Origin of the sequence: uncultured Fretibacterium sp. (assembly GCF_938030725.1) — a bacterium.
Lineage (GTDB): Bacteria > Synergistota > Synergistia > Synergistales > Aminobacteriaceae > Fretibacterium.
Genome location: NZ_CALHIQ010000162.1, coordinates 1 through 19,755, shown reverse-complemented (window position 1 = coordinate 19,755; position 19,755 = coordinate 1). Strand labels below are relative to the sequence as shown.

Here is a 19,755-nt window from a genome sequence, read left to right as displayed (position 1 = left end):
CCTTCGGGGAGCCTTCCGGCTGCCGTTCGCCCTTGCTCACGGGCCGTCAGTCCCAGCCCCTACGGGGCAGCCACCCTTTCGTAGACCTGCCCATTGCTTGGGAGTGTCCTTTTTCTTAAAATTCATAATGCGTCCATAGGCTGATAATCTTTACCGTCCGTTCTTCTTCCAAAACCTCATATACGAGGCGGTGCTTAATATTAATCCGCCGAGAACAGGCTCCTTGCAGATCACCTTGCAGCTTTTCATACGGCGGCGGTGTCTGATATGGATTTTCCCGGATCAGCTCTATCAAAGCCTTTGCCTTGTTCTCCAATTTCGCCGACTTGATATTTCTTATATCATTGGTTGCTTTCTTTGTGTAAACGATTGAATACATTACCACTGCACTTCATCTTCCGGTAAGCACTCATCCAGTGGAGTTTTCAATCCTTCAATGATTTTTTCTTTCATAGCTGGAATAGACGAAAGGTACAGCGTTTCCATAAGACCGTTGTAATCTTCCTCGCTGATAACAATGGCGTTGCCGTCCTTGGTACTGATATTCACAGGCTCATTAAACTTGATCGTCTGCTCCAACATTCCAAAAATATTTTTTCTGAAATTCGTGATGTTCGTACTAAGCATACTGCTCACCTCCAGTCATGTACATTATAGCGTACATTTTTCGTTTTGTCAGTATTCCGTACACTATTGTGTACATACTTACCTGCCGCACCTCGGAGCCCATGCGGTTGACAAAAATCCGGAGAGGTTTTGCCTTTTAGTCCTGATGGTCCTTAAGGTCGCTGTCGTGTGACGAGGCGTTTTCTGCCCTCTTGAGGGCCTCCAACCGAAAGCAGGTACGCAACAAGACGGTGGCTGTAAAAAGCACGTTTAACAGCGTGCCCCGCCTCCCCTGATGAAGCCCCTAAGCTCGATACCACCCTCTTTATTCAAACACAGAGGTGCGCAAACGTAAAGAAACGGGTAGGAAAAGCCGGGCCCTTTGTCTTCGGGCCCGGGACTTTTGTCCTGAATGGAATCGTTGATGGGTTATCTTGAAAGGCGCTTTATTATAGCACATAAAATCAAAATGCAAGGACTCTATGCGGGATTGGTCGGTTTTCCGCATAAATACTGATTCAGGATATCGACCGCCTCGATGTAGCCTCGCAGCCCCTTGCCCTTGACCGTGGCGATGCAGGCGGCGCGGACGTAGGAGGTCCTTCTGAAGTCCTCCCGGACGTCAGGGTCGGAGACGTGGACCTCGACGGCTGGGAGCCCGACGGCCTTCAAGGCGTCCAGTATGGCGACGCTCGTGTGGGTGTAGGCCGCGGGGTTGATGACGATACCGTCAAATCGGCCTGCGGCGTCCTGGATGGCATCGACGATGGCCCCCTCGTGGTTGGATTGGAAGAACTGCGTCTCGATGCCGCGCCGTGCCGCCTCATCCTCGATCATCGCCGTCAGCTCCCCGTAGGTCGTCCGGCCGTAGATCTCAGGCTCGCGCAGGCCCAGCAGGTTCATGTTGGGACCGTTAACGATCAATATTCTCAAGGAAATCCCTCCAGACCGCCTCCGCGGCGTCACGCGGGGAGGCGTCGTTGACGATGGCTGCGTCCCGAAATCGCCGGTACATCGGCAGGCGCTCCTGGTACATGGAATCGAGGTCCGCGGAGAGCGATAGGGGGCGTCCCCGGCGCTCCAGCAGGGACGTGTCCCGCTCCAGATGGCAGATGCGCCCGTTCTGATGCAGGGACGGGTAGTTGTTCTCAAAGTCCTTGACGACACCGCCTCCCGTGACGATGATCCGCCCGCTCTCGCGCCCGGCCTTCGCCGCCGCCTCGCGCTCGAGGCGGCGAAATTCCCCCTCGCCTTCCTCCCTGAAGATGGCCTCGATGGACCGTCCCGCCGCCCTGGCGACTTCCTCGTCGAGGTCGACCAGGGGGCGTCCCGTCAAGCGCGCCAGCTCCCGGCCTACGGTCGTCTTGCCGCAGCCCGGCATCCCGATCAGGACGACGTTCATCATCTCACGCCTCAGGCGGGCCGTGATGCGCTGGACCTCCTCCTCATCGCCCTCGTGCCCCGTAAAGAGTTCCTCCGCTGCGGCCGCCTGAGCCACGAGCATCGGCAGGCCGTCCGTGCAGGGGATCCCCAGCTCCTCCGCCCGCATCAGAAGGGCGGTTCGCCGCGGGTTGTAGATCAGGTCGATGACGCCCCGGCACCGGGGGAAGAGGGCGGGGTCCGCGACCCTGTCGCCCGTCCGGGGGTACATGCCGACGGGCGTCGCGTTGATGAGCACCTCCGCGTCCGCGTGACGGTTCAGGTTCCGATAGCTGTCCGGTCCCCTGCGGGAGATGACGGCGACCGACCGGGCGCCCTGCGCTTCCGCCGCGGCCCGTGCCGCGAGGGAGGCCCCGCCGGAGCCGAAGATCACGACCTTGCGCCCCGCCATGGAGATGCCCGCGCGCTCCGCAGCCCAGAGCAGCCCGTAGAGGTCGGTGTTGTGTCCCACCAGTCCCTTGGGGCCCCGCACGATCGTGTTCACGCTGCCGACGCGGCGGGCGCTCTCCGCCAGCTCGTCGCAGAGGGGCATCACGTCGCGCTTGTAGGGGATCGTCACGTTGAGCCCCCCCACGTCCTCCCGCCGAAGGAAGCCCTCAAGTTCCTCCGGCTCAAGCTCGAACAGCCGATACTCCTCGCAGCCAAGCGCCCTGTGGATGGGGACGGACCAGCTGTGCCCCAGCGTTCGTCCGATGAGTCCAAAGGCGGGCATGCTCAGACGATCGCGTAGTTTCCCAGGAGGTCGAAGCTGGGGCAGGAGCGCTCCAGGTCCTCCAGCATCGAGAGGACGCCCGCGTCCTGCACGGAGCCGTCCATCTCCAGAAAGAAGATGAACTCGTAATTGCGCCCCACGACGGGGCAGCTCTCCAGCTTGTTCATGTTGACCCCGTGGGCGGCCAGCTTGGAGAGGACGTCGTTCAGCGCGCCGGGGGTGTTCGCACAGGCCAGGATGACGCTCAGGTGGTTCGAACCGGCGTAGATGACGGGCTCCTTCGCGATGCAGATGAAGCGGGTCTGGTTGTTGTCGTTGTCCTGAATGTCCTCCTTCAATGGGGTGAGCCCGTAGAGGGCGGCGCAGTCGGGCGCCGCGATGGCCGCGGCCGTCCGATCCCCGGACTCCGCCACCATCCTGGCTGCGGACGCCGTGTTGGGGTAGGGGATGGCCTCGACGCCCTTGAGGGAGTCCAGGAAGTCCGAGCACTGCCCCAGCGCCTGGGGGTGGGAGTAGACGTTCCTGATCTCGCTGAGCCTGACGCCGGGCTTCGCCATCAGCACGTGGCGTATGAAGAGGCGGGTGCTGCGGACGATGAAGAACTTGCGCTCCCTGAGCAGCTCGTACACCGCTCGCACGGAGCCGTTCAGGCTGTTGTCGATGGGCAGAACGCCGTACTGGCACAGCCCGGACCCCACGGCGTCGAAGACGGCCTTGAACGTCTTCATGTAGAGGATGCGACCCCGCGGCAGCAGCTTGTCGCAGGCGGCCTGGGCGTTGGAGCCCTCCACCCCCTGGCAGGCCACGCTCCCCGTCTTGGGGAACAGGTCCTCGACGCGGGCAACCGCGCGCTCCACAAGGGCGCGTACCTTGGTCGGGCTGGAGAGGAGCTCGTTCTGTCTGGCCTTGGCGAGGCTCATCAGCTTGGAGAAGAAGTAGAAGGAGTACTCCTCCATGTCGCCCGCCCTGTCCATCACCCTTGCCAGCACCTCGCGCTCCCTGGTCCGGTCCTCGATGGGCAGGTGGTGCTCCTCCTTGTACTTCGCCACCTCTCCCATCAGGCTCATGCGCTCCAGAAAGAGGTCCAGCATCCTTTGGTCAAGGTCGTCGATCTTGGTACGAACTTCAGCGATGTCCATGATTTTTCCTCCTAATGTTATGGCGGTGTTTTTTCGGTTATGCGTCATCGTCCGCAGCCCCCGGCCTCAGGACGGGGGGCTTGTCGTGCAGCAGGTCCAGGAGCACGCAGGCGGTTACGGCCTCGATCACCGGGACGGCTCGATGGGCGATGCAGGGGTCGTGCCGGCCCGTGATGCGGAGCTCCGCCACCTTGCGCCGCGACAGGCTGATGGTGCGCTGCGGCTGGAAGATCGAGGGCGTGGGCTTGACGGCGGCCCGGAGGATCAGGGGCATCCCCGTGGTGATGCCCCCCAGGATGCCGCCCGCGTTGTTGGAGGCGGTCCGGATTTCCCCCCCCTCGTCCACCTCAAAGGGGTCGTTGTCCTGAGAACCCCTCATGCGCGCCGCTGCGAAGCCCGCGCCGAACTCCACGCCCTTGACGGCCGGAACCCCGAACAGGGCGGCCGCCAACCGGTTCTCCACGCCCCCGAACATCGGCTCGCCCAGCCCGGCGGGCAGGCCGATGGCTGCGCACTCCACGATGCCCCCTGCGGAGTCCCCCTCGTCCGCGGCCTTCAGGATGGCCTCCTTCATGCGCGCACCGGCCTCCTCGTCGAGGACAGGCATCTCCCGTCCGGCGACGGCTGCAAGGAGCTCGGCCGATGGGCGGAGGGGGAGGGGAGCATCCGCCTGCCCCGCGGCCTCCGCCAGGTGTGCGCCCACCCAAACCTCCCGCCGTGACAGGAGCTGTTTTGCGATGCCGCCCGCGACGCACAGGGGCGCGGTGAGCCGTCCCGAAAAGTGCCCGCCGCCCCGCATGTCCGCCGCGCCGCCCCACTTCGCCCACGCCGTGTAATCGGCGTGCCCGGGGCGGGGCGTGTCCGACAACTTTCCGTAGTCCTCCGAGCGCGCGTCCGCGTTCTCGATCATGGCGCAGAGCGGGGAGCCGCAGGTCCTGCCCTCCCGGACGCCCGACAGGATGAGGGGCCGGTCCGCCTCGCTTCGCGCCGTCGACAGGCGAGACTTCCCCGGGCGCCGGCGCTCCATGAAGGCCGCCAGCTCCTCCATGTCGATGGGTTCGCCCGCCGGCAGCCCGTCGATCAGGATCCCAATGGCCCGCCCATGGGACTGTCCAAAGACGCTGAAGCGGATGTTGACGCCGAACTCAGAGGACATGGACATCGCCTCCCAACCGTGCGTAGTCTTCAAAGAAGGCCGGGTAGGACTTGGAACAGGCCTCCGCGTCCGTGACGGTCACGCCCTGAGGGCAGCGCGAGGCCGCGACGGCCGCGGCCATGACGATGCGGTGGTCGTGAAAGCCCTCCGCGGTCCCTCCGACCAGCCCGCCGCCGTGGACGATGAGCCCGTCGCCCTCCGGCGTTTCCGCCGCACGGCCTCCAAGGGAGCGAATGAGCGAGAGCGTCGAGGCGATGCGGTCGCTCTCCTTGAGCCGGAGCCGCCCGCCGTTGACGAAGGCCGTCCTGCCGCTGGCCCACGCCGCCGTCGCAGCGAGGACCGGCAGGAGGTCGGGGGTCGCATCGACATCGAGGGGGCAGCCCTCCAGCCCCCGAAGGGAGCCAGGGGCCACCGTGACCGCGTCTTTCCGCAGGCTCACCTCCGCTCCGAACGCCTTGAGGAAGTCCAGCATCCTCCGATCCCCTTGGGGGGAGGCGGGGTCGAGGCCCCGAACGGTCACGGGGCCGGTCAAGGCCCCGGCCGCCAACAAGAACGCCGCGCCGGACCAGTCGCCTTCGACCTCCAGATCACCGGGGGAGCGGAACGGCTGAGGCCCCGAAAGCTGAAAGCGCCGGGGGAGCCCCGTGCCTCCGCCCTCCTCGCTGGGCCGGACTCCGAAGCGGCGCAGCGCCGTCAGCGTGATGTCCAGGTAGGCGGCGGAGCGTAGGGGCGGGTGGACGGTCAGGAGGTTGTCGCCGTCGAGCAGAGGAAGGGTCAGGAGGAGCCCCGTGACGTACTGGGAGCTGACGTCGCCCGGCAGGTCGAAGGCGCCGCCCTGAAGGCGGCCAGAGGTCTTGAACGGCAGGTGGTCTGCGCTGAAGGACACGCCGTGCTGGGCCATGGCGGCCTGGAGCGCGCCGATGGGGCGCTCCGGCAGGCGTCCGCTGCCGGTGAAGCGCACTTCCCCGGCCAGGGCCGTCGCCACGGGCAGCAGGAACCGCAGCGTCGATCCGCTCTCCCGGCAGTCCAGTAGGGGGCTGTCGGGAACGTGCCGGATGGGAGTGACGACGAGGGCGCCCTCCTCTTGGAGGACTTCGGCGCCGAGGCTACGCAGGCAGTCCACCGTGGCCTCGATGTCCTCTGAGGTGCCGTTGAGCCTCAGGCGCGTCGGCCGGTCGGAGAGGGCAGCGCAGATCAGGAGGCGATGGGCCTCCGACTTGGACGCCGGGGCAGTGACGGTCCCGGCGAGAGGACGCGGGCGGATGAGGACCCTCATTCCGATTCACCCGATTCGGCGAGGCCGTCGGCGATGACGCCGGGGAGCTCGTCGATCCCCACCCGGCGCAGCTCGCAGACGCCGACCTCCTTCGGGGTGATCAGCGTGATATCGCCGCCGGAGCGCTTCTTGTCGGAGAGCGCCGCGCGGGCCAGGGCCTCGGCCGGGAAGTCCGTGGTCGCGGGCAGGCGGTTCCTGATGAGCGTCCTCTCGATGCGGTGGGCCACCTGCTGAGCGCACCAGCCCCGCCTTGCCGAGGCGCGCGCGATGATCGCGAGGCCTGCGGCCACGGCCAGCCCATGAGGGATGGAGAAGTCGGAGCACCGCTCGATGGCGTGTCCCACCGTGTGCCCCAGATTCAGCAGCCTGCGCTCGCCCTGCTCGCGCTCGTCGCGCTCCACCACGGCCGCCTTGTACCGAACGCAGTGCAGAATGACGTCCGTAAGGCGGTCCCGCGGCGTGGCCTCCTCCTCGAAGAGCCGGAAAAGGGGCTCGTCGCCCAGGACCCCGACCTTGATGGCCTCGGCGGCCCCGCACCGATACTCCCGGTCCGGCAGGGAGGTCAGGCAGTCCGTGTCGCACAGTACGAGGGAAGGTTGATGAAACACCCCCGCCAGGTTCTTACCGGCGCTCAGGTCCACGGCGGTCTTGCCCCCGACGGAGGAGTCCACGGCGGCGAGCAGCGTCGTGGGGACCTGGACGAGGGGGATGCCCCGCATGTAGCACCCCGCGGCGAAGCCTGCCAGGTCGCCGATGACGCCCCCGCCCAACGCGATGACGACGTCCGTGCGGCTCATGCCCTCACGGGCCATCGCCTCGAGCAGCTCGCCGAAGGAGGAGAGGTTCTTGACGGCCTCCCCGGCGGGGAGGGCAAGGGAGGCGTGCGTGAATCCGGCGTTGGCCAGGCTGTCGAGGCAGGCTCTCAGGTAGAGGGGGCCGACGTTGGCGTCCGTCGCAACGAAGGCCCTGCGGGGTCCCAGCGCCCGCGCGATCCTCTCCCCGCAGCGCTGCAGGAGCCCCGCCCCGACCTCGACGTCGTACCCTGACCCCACGTTGACCCTGACGACGGCGGGCATTCAGTTCCCTCCCGCCTGGGCCTTTTTCTCCCGACCTTCCTTCAAGAGAGCTCTGAGGCGTGTGGCGTCGTCCGACTTCAGAGCGTCTAGGTATCCGTTTAAGTTGTCGATCAGGGTTTCGATCTGGCCGACGAGAAAGTCCCGATTGTCCATGAGGAGCTCCGTCCAGAGGGTTTCGTCGAGGCGCGCCACGCGGGTCATGTCCCGGAAGCTGCCGGCGGAGAACCCCCGGCGTTCGAGGGCCTCCGGAGAGCGGATGTAGGCGCTCGACACCACGTGGGCCAGTTGGGAGGTGTAGGCGATGATCCGGTCGTGCTCCTCCGGGGTCGTGAAGGTGAGGGAGGCGAAGCCGACGTCCGTGAAGAAGGCCTTGAGCCGGTCGAGGAGCTGGATGTCCGTTTCCGGGCTCTTCATGAGGATCATCGAGCTGCCGGCGAAGAGGTCCGGCTGAGCGTTGACGAACCCGCTGCGCTCCAGGCCCGCCATGGGATGCCCTCCGACGTAGGTGAAGCCGTGCTGGCGCGCCAGTGGCGCGAGCTCCCGGCAGACGGCCCGCTTGATCCCGCACAGGTCGATCACGACGGTCTTGCGGGCGATCCCTTTCGCGTGCTCCTGCACCCAGCCGACGACGGACCGGGGCGCCAGGGCCAGCAGGAGGAGGTCGCAGTCGGCGAGGTTTTCATCCGTCAGAGGCCCGTCAATGGCCCCGCACAGGCGGGCCAGCGTCATGGTTTCACTGTCGATGTCCGCCCCCCATACGGCGTGGAGCGTGCGCGTCTTGACGCTTTTCGCCATGGAGCCGCCGATGAGCCCCAGGCCGACGATCCCGACGTTCATGCCGTCCTCTCCATGTCCTGTACGGCGGTGTGAAGGGCCTTGAGCTGTTTCGCCAGCCGGTCGAAGACCTCGGGGCGCAGGGACTGGCTTCCGTCGCAGAGGGCGTGCTGCGGGTCGTTGTGGACCTCGATGATGAGGCCGTCGGCTCCGGCTGCCACGGCGGCGAGGGCCATCGGGGGGACGAGGTTGGCCTTGCCCGTGGCGTGGCTTGGGTCCACGATGATGGGGAGGTGGCTCTGCTGCCGCAGGACGGGAATGGCGGAGAGGTCCAGCGTGTTGCGCGTTGCGGTCTCGAAGGTTCGGATGCCACGCTCGCAGAGGATCACTTTCTCGTTGCCCTCGCTCATGACGTACTCCGCACTCATCAGGAGCTCCTCGATGGTGCCGGACATGCCGCGCTTCAGCAGGATGGGCTTGTCCTGCTTGCCCAGTTCCTTCAGAAGGTTGAAGTTCTGCATGTTGCGCGCTCCGACCTGGATGACGTCCACGTCGTCGAAGTACTCGAGCTGGTGGACCTCCATCAGCTCGGTGACGATAGGCAGCCCCGTGGCCTTTTTGGCGAGGCTCAAAAGGCGAAGGCCCTCGACGCCCTTGCCCTGAAAGGAGTAGGGCGAGGTGCGCGGCTTGAAGGCGCCGCCGCGGAGCATCGTCGCGCCGCTCTCCTTCACGGCCTGGGCCACGGCCAGAATCTGCTCCTCGCTCTCGACGGAGCAGGGCCCCGCCATGATGGTTAGGGTCCCGCCGCCGATCTGGCGGCCTGCGACCTCGATGATGGTGTCCTTGGGGTGGAATTTGCGGTTGGCCTTCTTGTAGGGCTCCTGAACGCGCCGCACGCTCTCGACGATGTCGAGCGCAGCGATGAGGTCGATGTCCATCGAGGCCGTGTCGCCCACAAGCCCCAGCACGATGTGGGACTCGCCCGTGCTGGTGTGAACCTGAAGCCCCTTCTCCCGAAGCCACGCGACGAGGCTCTCAAGCTGTGCCGGATCCGGATCTTTTTTCAGAATGATGATCATGACGACTACCTCCATAGTTTGATATAAGAAACGAAAACGCCCCCGCAGCGTTTCATGGCTGCCGGGGGCGTTCTTGATGCCGCAACGAAGAGGGTGCGTTAAAGAGCTTCACTCCCAGCCAAGCGCAAATTGGGCCTGCCGTAATAATAGGCAAAGCCGAAAAAGCAATAGCTAAAGCGCTTGACCGCGGTAAGACGCATCTCAAAAGACCTCGATTCCAGGTTCCAAAAGCCCGCACGGCCTGTCGGCCGCAAACTCAGACCCTCCTCTTTAAGTAAAAGAGGCTCGCCAAACGATGCTGCAAATCATTACACAAGCATAACAGAAAGTCAAGCTAAAATTTGGGAAAAATTCCGCCGCTTGACGCAGAAATTTTTTGTTGTAAACTTTTGTACATAAATATTAACTTAGGTTACTTCGAATAAACTTTTGGAAGGGTATAATGTAATTATTGGGAAGAAAAAGGTCGTTGAATTCCCTGTGAAAAGGGGATTCTTTAATATCCAAATTGAAGGAGTAGTGAGTATCTTGAGGCGTAACTGGTTTTTAGCAGCGGTATTTTCTGTGGTTTTTTCCCTGTACGGGGCCGTGTCGGCCGAGGCGCATTTCTTCTCCATAATCCCCGACACGAGCGTTCATTCTGTAGCGGTCGGAAGATCTTATACGGCCAAGCTCTCCTTTACGGAAGAGTTTTTGAAGGTGCAGGCCGGAGCGGCGCATCTGCACTTGGGGTCCGATATCTTTTCAGCCCGGTTCCTTTACGCGGATGGGACCTCTGAGTCCTTTCCGGAGTTCAAGGACTACGACGACCCGGGGGCTGTCATTGAGAAAGGGACGGATTCTCACGTTTCGCAGGCAACGTTGAAAAAGGAAGGAACGGTGATCCTGGACGCGAGGGTGAACGACGTCACTTACGCGCCTTCTCCCCAAATGAAGATGCACTACTGGGGTTATTCGAAGCAGATTCTGAATGCAAAGGCCGATGGCCTCTCCACCCGGGCGGCAGGCGGCAATGAAGTGCTCGAGATCGTTCCCGTGAGCGAGGTGGCCGAGTTCGCGGCGGGAAAGACGGTGACCTTCAGGGCCCTGTTCAAAGGTCAGCCCCTGAGCGGAGCTAAGGTGGAGTGGGCCGACCAGGCGTCGAAGGTGGTCATCGGCGATGAAGGCCCGACGAACACCACCGAGATTGCGACGACCAGGGCGGACGGAACCTTTGATTTCACTCTGAAGAACGCTGGGTACAACTGTTTTGGGATCATGCATGGCGTGCCCCCTGCGGGGACGGATCGGAAGGCCGATTATTACGCCTCGACCCTGATCGTGGACGTCCCCGGAGCTTCGACTGACTCCGAGAATAAACGGAACAGCGGCTGCAACGCAGGGCTGGGCGGGTTTTCGCTGGTTCTGGGAGCGGCATTGTTGCTGAAGCGAAGGGCTTGAGTTTTCATCGCTCCGCCACGCCCCTTATTTGACATAGGGTAAAGAGAGCCGACTGAAAGGCCTGAAGCGTAACGACGCGTAGAAAATGGGGTTGCCGATTTCGGGCAGCCCCTTTGTTTTCCCGAAGGGGGTTTGCCCCTGCCGGGGCTTGGGCCCGGTGATGTTTGTCTTGAAAGAAAGCCCCTAACTGCTATAATTTCATAATGTGTGCATAATTCGGCGGCCGAAGCGAGGGCACGGCCGCGGATTTTGAATCTTTCGGAAAGAGTGAGAGGAAGTGCGGCGATGAAGTTGAGCAGTGACGAAGTGCGCGATATCGCCCTGGAGGCCCGCCTGATTCTGACGGAGGGTGAGCTGGCCGCAGCCGTGGGCTACATCAACGACTTTCTGGACATGTTGGATCGCTTTAAGGAGCTGGACCTCAAGGACGTGGAGCCCTTCTGCTTCGCTGAAACGATGGAGTGTCCGCTGCGGGACGACGTCCTCAAGCCCTTTGGGGGCCGGGATGTGATCCTGCGCGAGAGCGCGCACGTGGAGCGGGACTACTTCAAGGTCCCCCGCATTATGGAGGATTGATCATGGAGCTCTTTGAGTTGAACCTGCGGGACGCCGCCGAGGGCGTCCGCACGAAGAAGTTTTCCGCGCTGGAGCTCTTTGACGCCTGTTTTGCCCGTGCCGTTTCCTGCGAGCCGAAGCTTGCGGCCCTCATCACGTTGACGGAGGAGGGCCGCAGGAGGGCAGCGGAGATCGACGCCCGGATCGCGCGCGGGGAGGACGTCGGCCCATTGGGCGGCGTTCCCGTCGTGCTGAAGGACAACCTCTGCACGAAGGGCGTGCGGACCACGGCCGCCAGCAAGATTTTGGGCGATTGGCGCCCGCCGTACGACGCGACGGTGTGGTCCCTCCTGCAGGGGGCGGGAGCGGTCCTGCTGGGCAAGGCCAACATGGACGAGTTCGCCATGGGGAACACCTGCGGCAACTCCGCCTTCGGCCCCTCGAAGAACCCCTGGGACGTGACGCACGTTCCGGGGGGCAGCTCGGGCGGCAGCGCAGCGGCCGTCGCGGCGGCCTACGTCCCCTGCGCGCTGGGCAGCGACACGGGCGGTTCCATCCGTCAACCGGCTTCCTACTGCGGCGTCTACGGGCTCAAGCCGACCTACGGCATGGTGAGCCGCTACGGCGTCATCTCCTACGGCTCCTCGTTGGACCAGGTGGGGCCCCTCGCCCGGACGGTGTCGGATCTGCAGCTCGCGATGGCGGTCCTGGCGCACTACGACCCCATGGACTCCAGCAGCGTCCCCGGAAAGTCCTTTGACTTCACGCCCCACAAAATGGACCTGAAGGGGAAGCGGGTGGCGTTGGTGAAGGAGTTTCAGGCCTTCACCCTGGAGGCCCCCATCGCGGACGCCATGGCGCGCGTTCGCAGGCTCCTGGAGAACGCCGGGGCCGATATCCTGGAGGTGGGGCTCCCCATCGTCGCCCGCTATGCGGTGTCCTGCTACTACGCACTGGCCATGTCCGAGGCCCACACGAACCTCGAACGCTACGACGGCATCCGTTACGGCTACACGGTGGACGACGCGGTCGGCAGCAAGGAGATGTTCGAGGCCGTGCGCTCCGCGGGATTCGGCAGCGAGGTGAAGTCGCGCATCATCGCCGGCACCTGCCTTACGGAGCCCACGCGCTGCAACGAGTACTACGTCGCGGCGACGAAGGTGCGCACGCTGATCGCACGGGAGTTCGCAAAGGCTTTCGAGAGCGCCGACTTCATCCTTCAGCCCGTCACGCCGCTGCTGGCGCCGAAGATCGGGGAAACGGACCGGGACAAGATGAAGGGCTACGAATCGGACCTCTACACCCTGCCCGTGAACCTGGCGGGGCTGCCGGGGCTCTCCTTCTTCGTGGAGCACGCGGCTTCAGGACTGCCCGTCGGGCTGCAGCTGATTGGCGCCCGCTGGAGCGACCCCGACCTGCTGAACGCGGGGCTGACGCTGGAGGAGTGCCTTGGCTCTCCCTCCATCGCGCGGGGAGGGCTCTGATATGTCCGGGAAGGATGAGAACATGAACAGCGAACTGACGTTTACGCCCGTTATCGGCATCGAAATCCACATTCAGCTCAAGACGGACACCAAGATTTTCTGCGGCTGCTCCACGGACACCGGCGCGGACCCCAACACGAACATCTGTCCCATCTGCATGGGGCTTCCCGGCGCGCTGCCGCGCCTGAACGCCAGGGTGGTGCAGCAGGGCATGCTGGCGGGCCTGGCGCTGCACTGCACGATCCAGCCCCAGTCGCTCTTCTTCCGCAAGTCCTACTTCTATCCCGACCTGCCGAAGGGCTACCAGACAAGCCAGTGCGACCTTCCCATCGTGACCACGGGATACATCGAGGTCCACGACGACGAGGGGAAGCTCAAGAGGATTCGGGTCCACCACCTTCACCTTGAGGAGGACGTGGGCCGCCTCCACCACAGCGCGGCCGACGGGCGTCTGGAAGGCGCGGCGACATCCTACGTGGACTACAACCGCTCCGGGCTGCCGCTGGCCGAGATCGTGTCCGAGCCGGACGTTTCCTCGGCGCGGGAGGCGGTGGAATACGTGACGACGCTTCGCCGCCGCGTGCGCTACTCCGGGGCCTCGGACGTGGACCTGGAGAAGGGCATGATGCGCTTTGACGCGAACGTTTCCATGAAGTGCTCCGACGGACGCTGGGGGAAGAAGGTCGAGGTCAAGAACATGAACTCCTTCCACGCGCTGGAGCGCGCCATCGAGTACGAGATCAAGCGCCAGAAGAAGGTCATGCTCCAGGGCGGACAGGTGCTTCAGGAAACGCGCCACTGGAACGACGCCAAGGGCGTGACCACGGCGTCGCGCTCCAAGGAGTTCTACCGCAAGTTCATCGTCGATCCGGACCTGCCCCCCCTCGTCGTTTCGAAGGAGTGGGCGGACGAGGTCATCGCGATGATGCCTGAGATGCCCGACGTGAAGGCGGAGCGTTACGTAGAGGAGATGCATATCCCTCCTGAGATCGCGGACGTCCTGACGGATTCCAGGGACCTCGCGGAGTACTTCGAGGCCTGCGTCGCGGCCGGCGCAGCGCCGGTCCGTGCGGCCAACTGGGTTCGGACGGAGGTCCTGCGGACCTTGAACGAGCGGCAGATCGGGCTGGAGGACCTCAAGATCGCCCCCAGGGCACTGGCGGAGCTCGTTCAGCGCGTTGAGGACGGCCGGTTCTCCACGACCCAGGCCAAGGCCGTTTTTGACCGCATGGCGGAAACGGGCACGGCCGTCGACGACGCGGCAAAGGCTTGCGGCGTCACCGAGGGCGGCGTCACGGACGACGCGCTGACGGAGATGATCCGCGCGGTGCTGGAGGCGAACCGTGACGTCGTGGACGTGATCCGGTCGGGCAAGGACACGAAGGGCAAGAAGATGAAGTTCCTCCAGGGCCTGGTCATGAAGGAAGCGAAGGGACAGGCAAATCCGGCTGAGCTGCCCGACAGGATTGCGAAACTGCTTGAGGGACTTTAAGGGATTGACGTCCTGCAAGGGGCGATAGGATAAAGGCCAGCAAGGCTTTATTTTTTAGAAAAACTAAATCGAGGAAGGTGTTGGAGGATGGGAGTACGTAAACCTGAGGACACGAGGAGTTTCGCGCTGGTAGCCCATGGCGGCGCAGGAAAGACCTCATTGGCCGAGGCGATGCTTTTCGACAATGGGCAGGTCACACGCATGGGCTCTGTACAGACGGGCAACACGGTCAGTGACTTCCAGCCTGAGGAGCAGAAACGCCAAATCTCAATCAGCACCTCCCTCCTGACGATGGAGCGGAACGGAAAGACGTTCTTCGTCTTGGACGCACCGGGCTATGCCGACTTCGCGGGGGAGATGAGCGCCGCCATTCGCGTCGCCGACACCGCCGTGATCCTGGTCAGCTCGGTGGGCGGCATCGAGGTCCAGACGGGGCGCGCCTGGGAGTACGCCGGGAATCAGGGCGTGCCCGTCGCCTTCTACATCTCGAAGATGGACCGGGAGAACGCGGATTTCGAGAAGGTCCTCGCGGACATCCATGAGCAGTTCTCGCCGAACGCCCTGCCGGTCTTCCTGCCCATCGGTTCGGCGGACAAACTCAGCGGCATCGTTGACGTCCTGAAGGGGAAGGCCTACAAGTACCCGTTGGACGGCAGCGGAAAGTTTACCGAAGAACCCATCCCCGCCGACATGGCCGACGCCGCAAAGGCGGCAAGGGAGGCGCTGTTGGAGGCCGCCGTCGAGATGGACGACGCCTTGATGGAGAAGTACCTGGACGAGGGGGAGGGGGCCGTGTCCGAGGCGGACCTGGCCCGAACGCTGAAGATGGCCATCGTTTCGCGCCGCGTGATGCCCGTCCTGACGGGGTCTGCGACGGCAAACGTCGGGGTGCCGCAGATGCTGGACTTCGTCGCGGATTACTTCCCCTCCCCGGTGGACGTCGGCAGCGTCGAGGCGTATGAGGGCGAGAAGGCGGTCGAGGTGAAGCCGAACCTGGACGACCCGTTTTCGGCCCTCTGCTTCAAGGTCATGGTGGACCCCTACGTCGGCAAACTGTCCTTTATCCGCGTCTACGCCGGCAGGCTTTCCTCCGACGGCAACAACATCTACAACGTCAAGAAGGGCGAGGACGAGCGGATCAGCTCCTTCAAGATGATGTGCGGCAAGGACGGCAGCGACGTCAATCGCCGGCGACATCGTGGCCATCCCGAAACTGCAGAGCACGAAGGTGGGGCACACGCTGGGCACGAAGGGCGGAGCGCCGTACCAGTACGCTAAAATCGAGTATCCGGCCCCCGTTTACAGCGTGGCGATCGTGGCCAAGACGAGGGCGGACGAGGATAAGCTGGGGACGGCCATCTCCAAGACGCTGGACGAGGACCGGGGCCTGACGTTCGAGAAGAACCCGGAAACACACGACAACGTCCTCTCCGGGATGGGCGACCTGCACATCGACATCGTCCTGTCCCGCATGAAGGAGCGCTACGGCATCGACCTCGAGACCCAAACGCCCCAGGTGCCCTACCGCGAGACCATTCGCAAGACGGCCGAGGCCCAGGGCAAGCACAAGAAACAGAGCGGCGGCCACGGCCAGTACGGCGACGTCTACATCCGCTACAGCCCGCTGGAGCGCGGCGCGGGCTTCGAGTTCGTGGACAGCGTGGTTGGAGGCGCGGTGCCGCGCAACTTCATCCCGGCGGTGGAGAAGGGGCTCCACGAGTACATGTCGGAGGGACCGCTGGCGGGCTTCCCGGTTGTGGATTTCCGCGCCGAACTCTACGACGGCTCCTATCACGACGTGGACAGCTCCGAGATGTCCTTCAAGCTGGCCACGCGCCTGTCGTTCCGCAAGGGCATCATGGACGCCTCGCCCGTGCTCCTGGAGCCGATCATGAACGTGGAGGTCACGGTCCCCGAACAGTTCATGGGCGACGTCATGGGTGACTTCAACAGCCGCCGCGGTCGCATCATGGGCACGGAGGGCCACGGCAAGTTGCAGGTCGTCAAGGCGCAGGCCCCCATGGCAGAGATGTTCCGTTACGCGATCGTCCTCCGCTCCATGACGTCGGGCGAGGGCAGCTTCGTCATGCAGTACTCCCACTACGAGGAGGTCCCTGCCGACATCGCCAAGAAGGTCATCGCCGCCCACAAGAAGGAAGACGCGGAGGAGAACTGATCCCGCCCGTGGCCTCTGCACCGCAGAGGAGGCCCCGCCGGTTATGCGGCGGGGCCTCCTGTCCTTGACGAAGGGGGGATCGTGCCGTCGGTCAATCCCCGTCCGGAATCAGTTTCAGGTGGCGGCATGCCTTGAGTATGCCGCCGTCGTCGATGTCCTCGGCGACGAAGGAGGCCGCGTCCCTGGCCGCCCGACTAGCCCTCGCGACCGCCACGCCGATCGAGGCGCGGCGCAGCATCTCCACGTCGTTGAGCCCATCCCCAAAGGTGATGACGTCGGAGGCGTCCGTCCTGAAGTGCTCCATGACGCGCTCGATGCCGTTCCACTTCGAGACGCCTTCGGCCCGCATCTCGACGAGGTCGTGCAGGGCCTCGATCAGGACGCCTGCAGGCGGCGTGGTGAAGGGGCCGTAATCCCCTCGTAGGGGCGGCCGCACCATCAGGCAGCCCAGGAACGCCCGATCCATCTCCCGCAGGGGACGGACGCAGGCGTACCCCGCCTGAGCCTCAAAGTACGTCCGCCAGTCCTCGCTTTTGTTGTCCGTGTAGATGAAGCAATCGTCCATCGCGGCGACCTCTTCCGGGCGCAGCGCGGCCAGACTGCGGAGGTCGTCGAGGGCAACCGCCGGTAGACAGGTTCGGTGCAGGGTCCTTCCGCCGTTGAGGATGTGGGCGCCGTCCGCGCAGACGAGCAGCTCGATGCCGAGGTCCTTCGCAATGGGGTGGGCGAGGAAGGCCCCGCGCCCCGTCGCGAGGGCGGGAACGTGCCCGTTCGCCTTCAGGAGCCGAAGGGCTTCGCGCGTTTCGGGCGGGATGTGGCTCGTCCCCACGTGGCTGAGCAGCGTGTGGTCGATGTCAAAGAAAACGTATTTGCGTTTCATGGGCTCTCCTTCCATGCTCAAAGGGAGCGCGGCTTCATCCGTAAAGCTGTCAAGGCGGCGCCTGACCGTCCCGTGGAGAGGTTCGGCAGCGCTTTCTTGAAAATTGGCGGCTTGCAAAGTTCAAGCCTTCACCGGCTCGCGATGCGGTTGGCGGTCGCAGGCGGCTTGCTCCGCGTCATCGCCGTCACCCCTTAAGGCGAAGGGCCAGCCCGCACCAGACCCTGTCCACGATCGCGGCCTCGTGCGCCAGCATCTGGTAGAGGAACCCCGTTTCGTCGCGCCAGCGCCGCTCCATGGGGTCCGTGGGGACGACGCCGCAGCCGACCTCCGTCCCAATGAGGACGCAGGTCCTGAGGTCCTCCAGGTGAGCCCTGAAGAACTCGCCGGCGTCGGCTCCGGCCGACAGGAGGCGCCGAACCCCCTCCTGCAGGTTGAGGACCCTGTCGGCGGAGGTGAGGAGGGCGAGGTCCGCCGAGGCGAGGTCGCACGGCACGAGGGCGGGGCCGTAGAGGGAGTCTGCGTAGGCGCGTTTTCCCATGTGCCGGCCGCCCAGGATCAGGTGCATCGGCTGTGCGCTCACAGCATCCCCCTCAGGACTAGGAGCATTGCCGTTTCCGAGAGCAGGTTGAGAGCCCCCAGGAGGTCCCCTGCGACGCCCCCGAAGGCCATCAGACAGCAGCGCCGCCACAGGAGGAAGACGGCACACTCCGTCAGGGGGAGGTAGAGCGCCGGCGCACCCGCCGTCCGGAAGTTCCACGCGGCCAGCAGGGCCGCCCCCGCGATCAGATAGATCGAGTGCCGCCTCGTGCGCAGCGCCCCCAGGGTTCTGGCGAGCCCGTCCTCCCGCGCAAAGGGCGTGGCGTTCAGCAGGAGTCCCATGCCGAGCCGCGACCACAGAGGGATGGTACTAAGGAGGAGCAGAAAAGCCCTGGAGGGGAGAGCGGAGAGCAGCTCCGCGAAGGTCGCGGACTGCAGCAACAGGACGGCGGCACAGCCCATGACGGCGAACGACCCCGCGTGGGGGTCGGAGAGGATGTTGAGCCGCGCCTCGCGGTCGCGCCGCGATAGGAGCGCGTCGCACGTGTCCATGAGGCCGTCCATGTGGATGCCTCCCGTCAGAGCCAGCGCGCAGAGCGTCATGACGACCCCGCGCAGCGCAGGGGAGGCGCCCCAGCTTGAAAGGGCGAACGCCAGAAGTCCCCACAGGGCTCCCAGAGGAACCCCCACCAGAGGGAACGCGAGGCAGAAAGGCCGCAGGTTGTCCTCCGTCCACTCCGTTGCCGGCACGGGCAGGATGGTGAGGAAGGAGCACGCGAGCAGAAAGGAGCGAAGGATGTCCACGACACACGTCACCTCGATTCAAGGCGTCTTGTCACGGTCGGTCCGCTTCCGCGGCGGACCGCGATACGTCCCCCTATTCTACATGAATTTGACGAAAAACGCTCCGGCGAGGGCCTGATGTTCCTCTTCATCTCGGGCGGCGTGCGCAGCGGAAAGAGCGAGTGGGCGGAGCGGGCCGCGCTGGCGCTGTCGCCGGATGTCCCGCGCGTCTACCTGGCGACGGCCCGCGTGAGCGATGAGGACATGCGACGGCGCGTGGAGCGCCACAGGAGGGCTCGGAGCGGGCGCGGCTTTCTGACGGTCGAACGGGAGCGGGACCTGACGGGCGTCCTGCACTCCATCCCCAGGGGCGCCCTCGTGCTGCTGGAATGCCTCCCCAACTGGGCCGCCAACGAGATGTTCCTGGAGGACGGAAGCGTTCGCGGCGCCCACGAGGTGCGAGGCGAGATCCTGCGCTCCACCCTGGCCCTGAAGGATCGCGTGCGGGACCTCATCGTCGTTTCGGACGACATTTTCTCGGATGGGGTCCGCTACGACGCGGCCGTAGAGGGCTACGTTCGCCTGTTGGGGGATCTGCACGTGCTGTTGGCAGCCAGGGCGGACGCTGCGGTGGAGTGCGCCTTCGGCATCGCCCGATTCTGGAAGGGGGACGCCTCCCGAATCTTCGACGGCTACGGAATGAAACCTGCCCCAGACGAGCACAATCCTCGATAAACCGCCGCAGCCTGTGATTTGCGAGGCATCACGCTCTGTCATTTTCAACTGGAGGGGCCTGTGAGTTTTCGCGGGTTTGCCCATAGGCTCTTTCGCCGCACCGTGCTCTGGACCTGCGCCGGGTTCCGTGGTATCTTTTATCCTGATTGCTTCAAAGAAGATCGCGGCGAGCGCAAGACGATGACCGCTTTGCTCCACGGTGGGGCACGGGCGGAGAGCCGGACGAATTGGGGAGGAGGGGCGGCAATGTGGCGCGAGCTTTGGAACAGGTACCGCGTCCAGACGATCTCCGTGTTGGGGTTCGCCCTCTTCGCGGTCGTGGGGGCGACGGCTATGCTGTTGCCGTCCGTGAGGGAGCGACTTGAGCGGCAGGGAGCGGAGGCGCAGCGCGTCCGTGCCGCCATGCGCGCCTTCC

21 protein-coding genes are annotated in these 19,755 nt (G+C 64.4%); 8 read left to right on the top strand and 13 right to left on the bottom strand.

Annotation, left to right across the window (positions count from 1 at the left end; genetic code table 11):
* Positions 1–115 precede the first annotated feature (115 nt).
* From Q0629_RS09200 to aroF, 10 genes are all read right to left on the bottom strand, one after another.
* The gene (locus Q0629_RS09200; RefSeq protein WP_298781681.1) at positions 116–379 is read right to left on the bottom strand and encodes a Txe/YoeB family addiction module toxin; all 264 of its coding nucleotides are present in this window, start codon (positions 377–379) and stop codon (positions 116–118) included.
* Positions 379–627, bottom strand: a complete 249-nt coding sequence (locus Q0629_RS09195; RefSeq protein WP_298781678.1) for a type II toxin-antitoxin system Phd/YefM family antitoxin — start codon at positions 625–627, stop codon at positions 379–381. The genes Q0629_RS09200 and Q0629_RS09195 overlap by 1 nt, the downstream gene beginning before the upstream one ends.
* Positions 628–1,086: 459 nt before the next feature.
* Positions 1,087–1,539: a type II 3-dehydroquinate dehydratase gene (gene aroQ, locus Q0629_RS09190; protein ID WP_298781675.1), complete on the bottom strand. Its 453-nt coding sequence runs from the start codon at positions 1,537–1,539 to the stop codon at positions 1,087–1,089.
* Positions 1,520–2,758 carry a shikimate kinase gene (locus Q0629_RS09185; protein WP_298781672.1) on the bottom strand — a complete coding sequence of 413 codons (1,239 nt, stop codon included), beginning with the start codon at positions 2,756–2,758 and terminating at the stop codon, positions 1,520–1,522. Before Q0629_RS09185 ends, aroQ begins: the two co-directional genes overlap by 20 nt.
* Positions 2,759–2,760: 2 nt before the next feature.
* Complete coding sequence (locus Q0629_RS09180; protein ID WP_298781669.1) at positions 2,761–3,897, bottom strand: bifunctional chorismate mutase/prephenate dehydratase; 1,137 nt, start codon at positions 3,895–3,897, stop codon at positions 2,761–2,763.
* A gap of 37 nt (positions 3,898–3,934) precedes the next feature.
* Complete coding sequence (gene aroC / locus Q0629_RS09175; protein ID WP_298781667.1) at positions 3,935–5,053, bottom strand: chorismate synthase; 1,119 nt, start codon at positions 5,051–5,053, stop codon at positions 3,935–3,937.
* Positions 5,043–6,329, bottom strand: a complete 1,287-nt coding sequence (aroA, locus tag Q0629_RS09170) for a 3-phosphoshikimate 1-carboxyvinyltransferase (protein ID WP_298781664.1) — start codon at positions 6,327–6,329, stop codon at positions 5,043–5,045. Before aroA ends, aroC begins: the two co-directional genes overlap by 11 nt.
* Positions 6,326–7,405 carry a 3-dehydroquinate synthase gene (gene aroB / locus Q0629_RS09165; protein ID WP_298781661.1) on the bottom strand — a complete coding sequence of 360 codons (1,080 nt, stop codon included), beginning with the start codon at positions 7,403–7,405 and terminating at the stop codon, positions 6,326–6,328. The genes aroA and aroB overlap by 4 nt, the downstream gene beginning before the upstream one ends.
* A complete protein-coding gene (locus Q0629_RS09160) occupies positions 7,406–8,242 on the bottom strand; it encodes a prephenate dehydrogenase/arogenate dehydrogenase family protein (RefSeq protein WP_298781658.1) in 837 nt (278 codons plus the stop codon).
* A complete protein-coding gene (gene aroF, locus Q0629_RS09155) occupies positions 8,239–9,258 on the bottom strand; it encodes a 3-deoxy-7-phosphoheptulonate synthase (RefSeq protein ID WP_298781656.1) in 1,020 nt (339 codons plus the stop codon). Before aroF ends, Q0629_RS09160 begins: the two co-directional genes overlap by 4 nt.
* 429 nt (positions 9,259–9,687) lie before the next feature.
* On the opposite strand from aroF, the gene Q0629_RS09150 reads away from it, so the two are divergent.
* The 6 genes from Q0629_RS09150 (at position 9,688) to Q0629_RS10205 (ending at position 16,405) form a co-directional block, all read left to right on the top strand.
* The gene (locus Q0629_RS09150; RefSeq protein ID WP_298781653.1) at positions 9,688–10,698 is read left to right on the top strand and encodes a DUF4198 domain-containing protein; all 1,011 of its coding nucleotides are present in this window, start codon (positions 9,688–9,690) and stop codon (positions 10,696–10,698) included.
* Positions 10,699–10,983: 285 nt separating this feature from the next.
* On the top strand, positions 10,984–11,274 hold the full coding sequence (gene gatC, locus Q0629_RS09145; protein ID WP_298781651.1) for an Asp-tRNA(Asn)/Glu-tRNA(Gln) amidotransferase subunit GatC: 291 nt from the start codon (positions 10,984–10,986) through the stop codon (positions 11,272–11,274).
* A 2-nt stretch (positions 11,275–11,276) separates the two neighbouring features.
* On the top strand, positions 11,277–12,737 hold the full coding sequence (gene gatA, locus Q0629_RS09140; protein WP_298781649.1) for an Asp-tRNA(Asn)/Glu-tRNA(Gln) amidotransferase subunit GatA: 1,461 nt from the start codon (positions 11,277–11,279) through the stop codon (positions 12,735–12,737).
* Between the two features lies 1 nt (position 12,738).
* On the top strand, positions 12,739–14,229 hold the full coding sequence (gene gatB, locus Q0629_RS09135) for an Asp-tRNA(Asn)/Glu-tRNA(Gln) amidotransferase subunit GatB (RefSeq protein WP_298781647.1): 1,491 nt from the start codon (positions 12,739–12,741) through the stop codon (positions 14,227–14,229).
* 87 nt (positions 14,230–14,316) lie between these two features.
* On the top strand, positions 14,317–15,507 hold the full coding sequence (locus tag Q0629_RS10210; protein ID WP_366123296.1) for a GTP-binding protein: 1,191 nt from the start codon (positions 14,317–14,319) through the stop codon (positions 15,505–15,507).
* Complete coding sequence (locus Q0629_RS10205; protein ID WP_366123295.1) at positions 15,428–16,405, top strand: hypothetical protein; 978 nt, start codon at positions 15,428–15,430, stop codon at positions 16,403–16,405. The genes Q0629_RS10210 and Q0629_RS10205 overlap by 80 nt, the downstream gene beginning before the upstream one ends.
* A gap of 91 nt (positions 16,406–16,496) precedes the next feature.
* Here the strand turns inward: Q0629_RS10205 and Q0629_RS09125 are convergent, their stop codons facing one another.
* The 3 genes from Q0629_RS09125 to cobS all read right to left on the bottom strand — a co-directional run bounded on the left by Q0629_RS09125 (position 16,497) and on the right by cobS (position 18,626).
* Positions 16,497–17,285, bottom strand: a complete 789-nt coding sequence (locus tag Q0629_RS09125) for an HAD hydrolase family protein (protein WP_298781645.1) — start codon at positions 17,283–17,285, stop codon at positions 16,497–16,499.
* Between the two features lie 184 nt (positions 17,286–17,469).
* Positions 17,470–17,865, bottom strand: coding sequence for a bifunctional adenosylcobinamide kinase/adenosylcobinamide-phosphate guanylyltransferase (locus Q0629_RS09120; protein ID WP_298781644.1), 396 nt, complete (start codon positions 17,863–17,865; stop codon positions 17,470–17,472).
* A complete protein-coding gene (gene cobS, locus Q0629_RS09115; protein ID WP_298781642.1) occupies positions 17,862–18,626 on the bottom strand; it encodes an adenosylcobinamide-GDP ribazoletransferase in 765 nt (254 codons plus the stop codon). The genes Q0629_RS09120 and cobS overlap by 4 nt, the downstream gene beginning before the upstream one ends.
* Before the next feature lie 117 nt (positions 18,627–18,743).
* On the opposite strand from cobS, the gene Q0629_RS09110 reads away from it, so the two are divergent.
* Entirely contained in the window at positions 18,744–19,340 is a 597-nt protein-coding gene (locus Q0629_RS09110; protein WP_298781639.1) for a bifunctional adenosylcobinamide kinase/adenosylcobinamide-phosphate guanylyltransferase, read from the top strand.
* 60 nt (positions 19,341–19,400) lie between these two features.
* On the top strand, positions 19,401–19,755 hold a 355-nt coding region (locus Q0629_RS09105), incomplete at its 3' end, for a hypothetical protein (protein ID WP_298781635.1).

Coding starts and splice junctions, on each gene's coding strand:
- Q0629_RS09200 (WP_298781681.1), bottom strand. CDS start 379: ATGTATTCAATCGTTTACACAAAGAAAGCAACCAATGATATAAGAAAT.
- Q0629_RS09195 (WP_298781678.1), bottom strand. CDS start 627: ATGCTTAGTACGAACATCACGAATTTCAGAAAAAATATTTTTGGAATG.
- Q0629_RS09185 (WP_298781672.1), bottom strand. CDS start 2,758: ATGCCCGCCTTTGGACTCATCGGACGAACGCTGGGGCACAGCTGGTCC.
- Q0629_RS09180 (WP_298781669.1), bottom strand. CDS start 3,897: ATGGACATCGCTGAAGTTCGTACCAAGATCGACGACCTTGACCAAAGG.
- aroC (WP_298781667.1), bottom strand. CDS start 5,053: ATGTCCTCTGAGTTCGGCGTCAACATCCGCTTCAGCGTCTTTGGACAG.
- aroA (WP_298781664.1), bottom strand. CDS start 6,329: ATGAGGGTCCTCATCCGCCCGCGTCCTCTCGCCGGGACCGTCACTGCC.
- aroB (WP_298781661.1), bottom strand. CDS start 7,405: ATGCCCGCCGTCGTCAGGGTCAACGTGGGGTCAGGGTACGACGTCGAG.
- Q0629_RS09160 (WP_298781658.1), bottom strand. CDS start 8,242: ATGAACGTCGGGATCGTCGGCCTGGGGCTCATCGGCGGCTCCATGGCG.
- aroF (WP_298781656.1), bottom strand. CDS start 9,258: ATGATCATCATTCTGAAAAAAGATCCGGATCCGGCACAGCTTGAGAGC.
- gatC (WP_298781651.1), top strand. CDS start 10,984: ATGAAGTTGAGCAGTGACGAAGTGCGCGATATCGCCCTGGAGGCCCGC.
- gatA (WP_298781649.1), top strand. CDS start 11,277: ATGGAGCTCTTTGAGTTGAACCTGCGGGACGCCGCCGAGGGCGTCCGC.
- gatB (WP_298781647.1), top strand. CDS start 12,739: ATGTCCGGGAAGGATGAGAACATGAACAGCGAACTGACGTTTACGCCC.
- Q0629_RS10210 (WP_366123296.1), top strand. CDS start 14,317: ATGGGAGTACGTAAACCTGAGGACACGAGGAGTTTCGCGCTGGTAGCC.
- Q0629_RS09125 (WP_298781645.1), bottom strand. CDS start 17,285: ATGAAACGCAAATACGTTTTCTTTGACATCGACCACACGCTGCTCAGC.
- Q0629_RS09110 (WP_298781639.1), top strand. CDS start 18,744: ATGTTCCTCTTCATCTCGGGCGGCGTGCGCAGCGGAAAGAGCGAGTGG.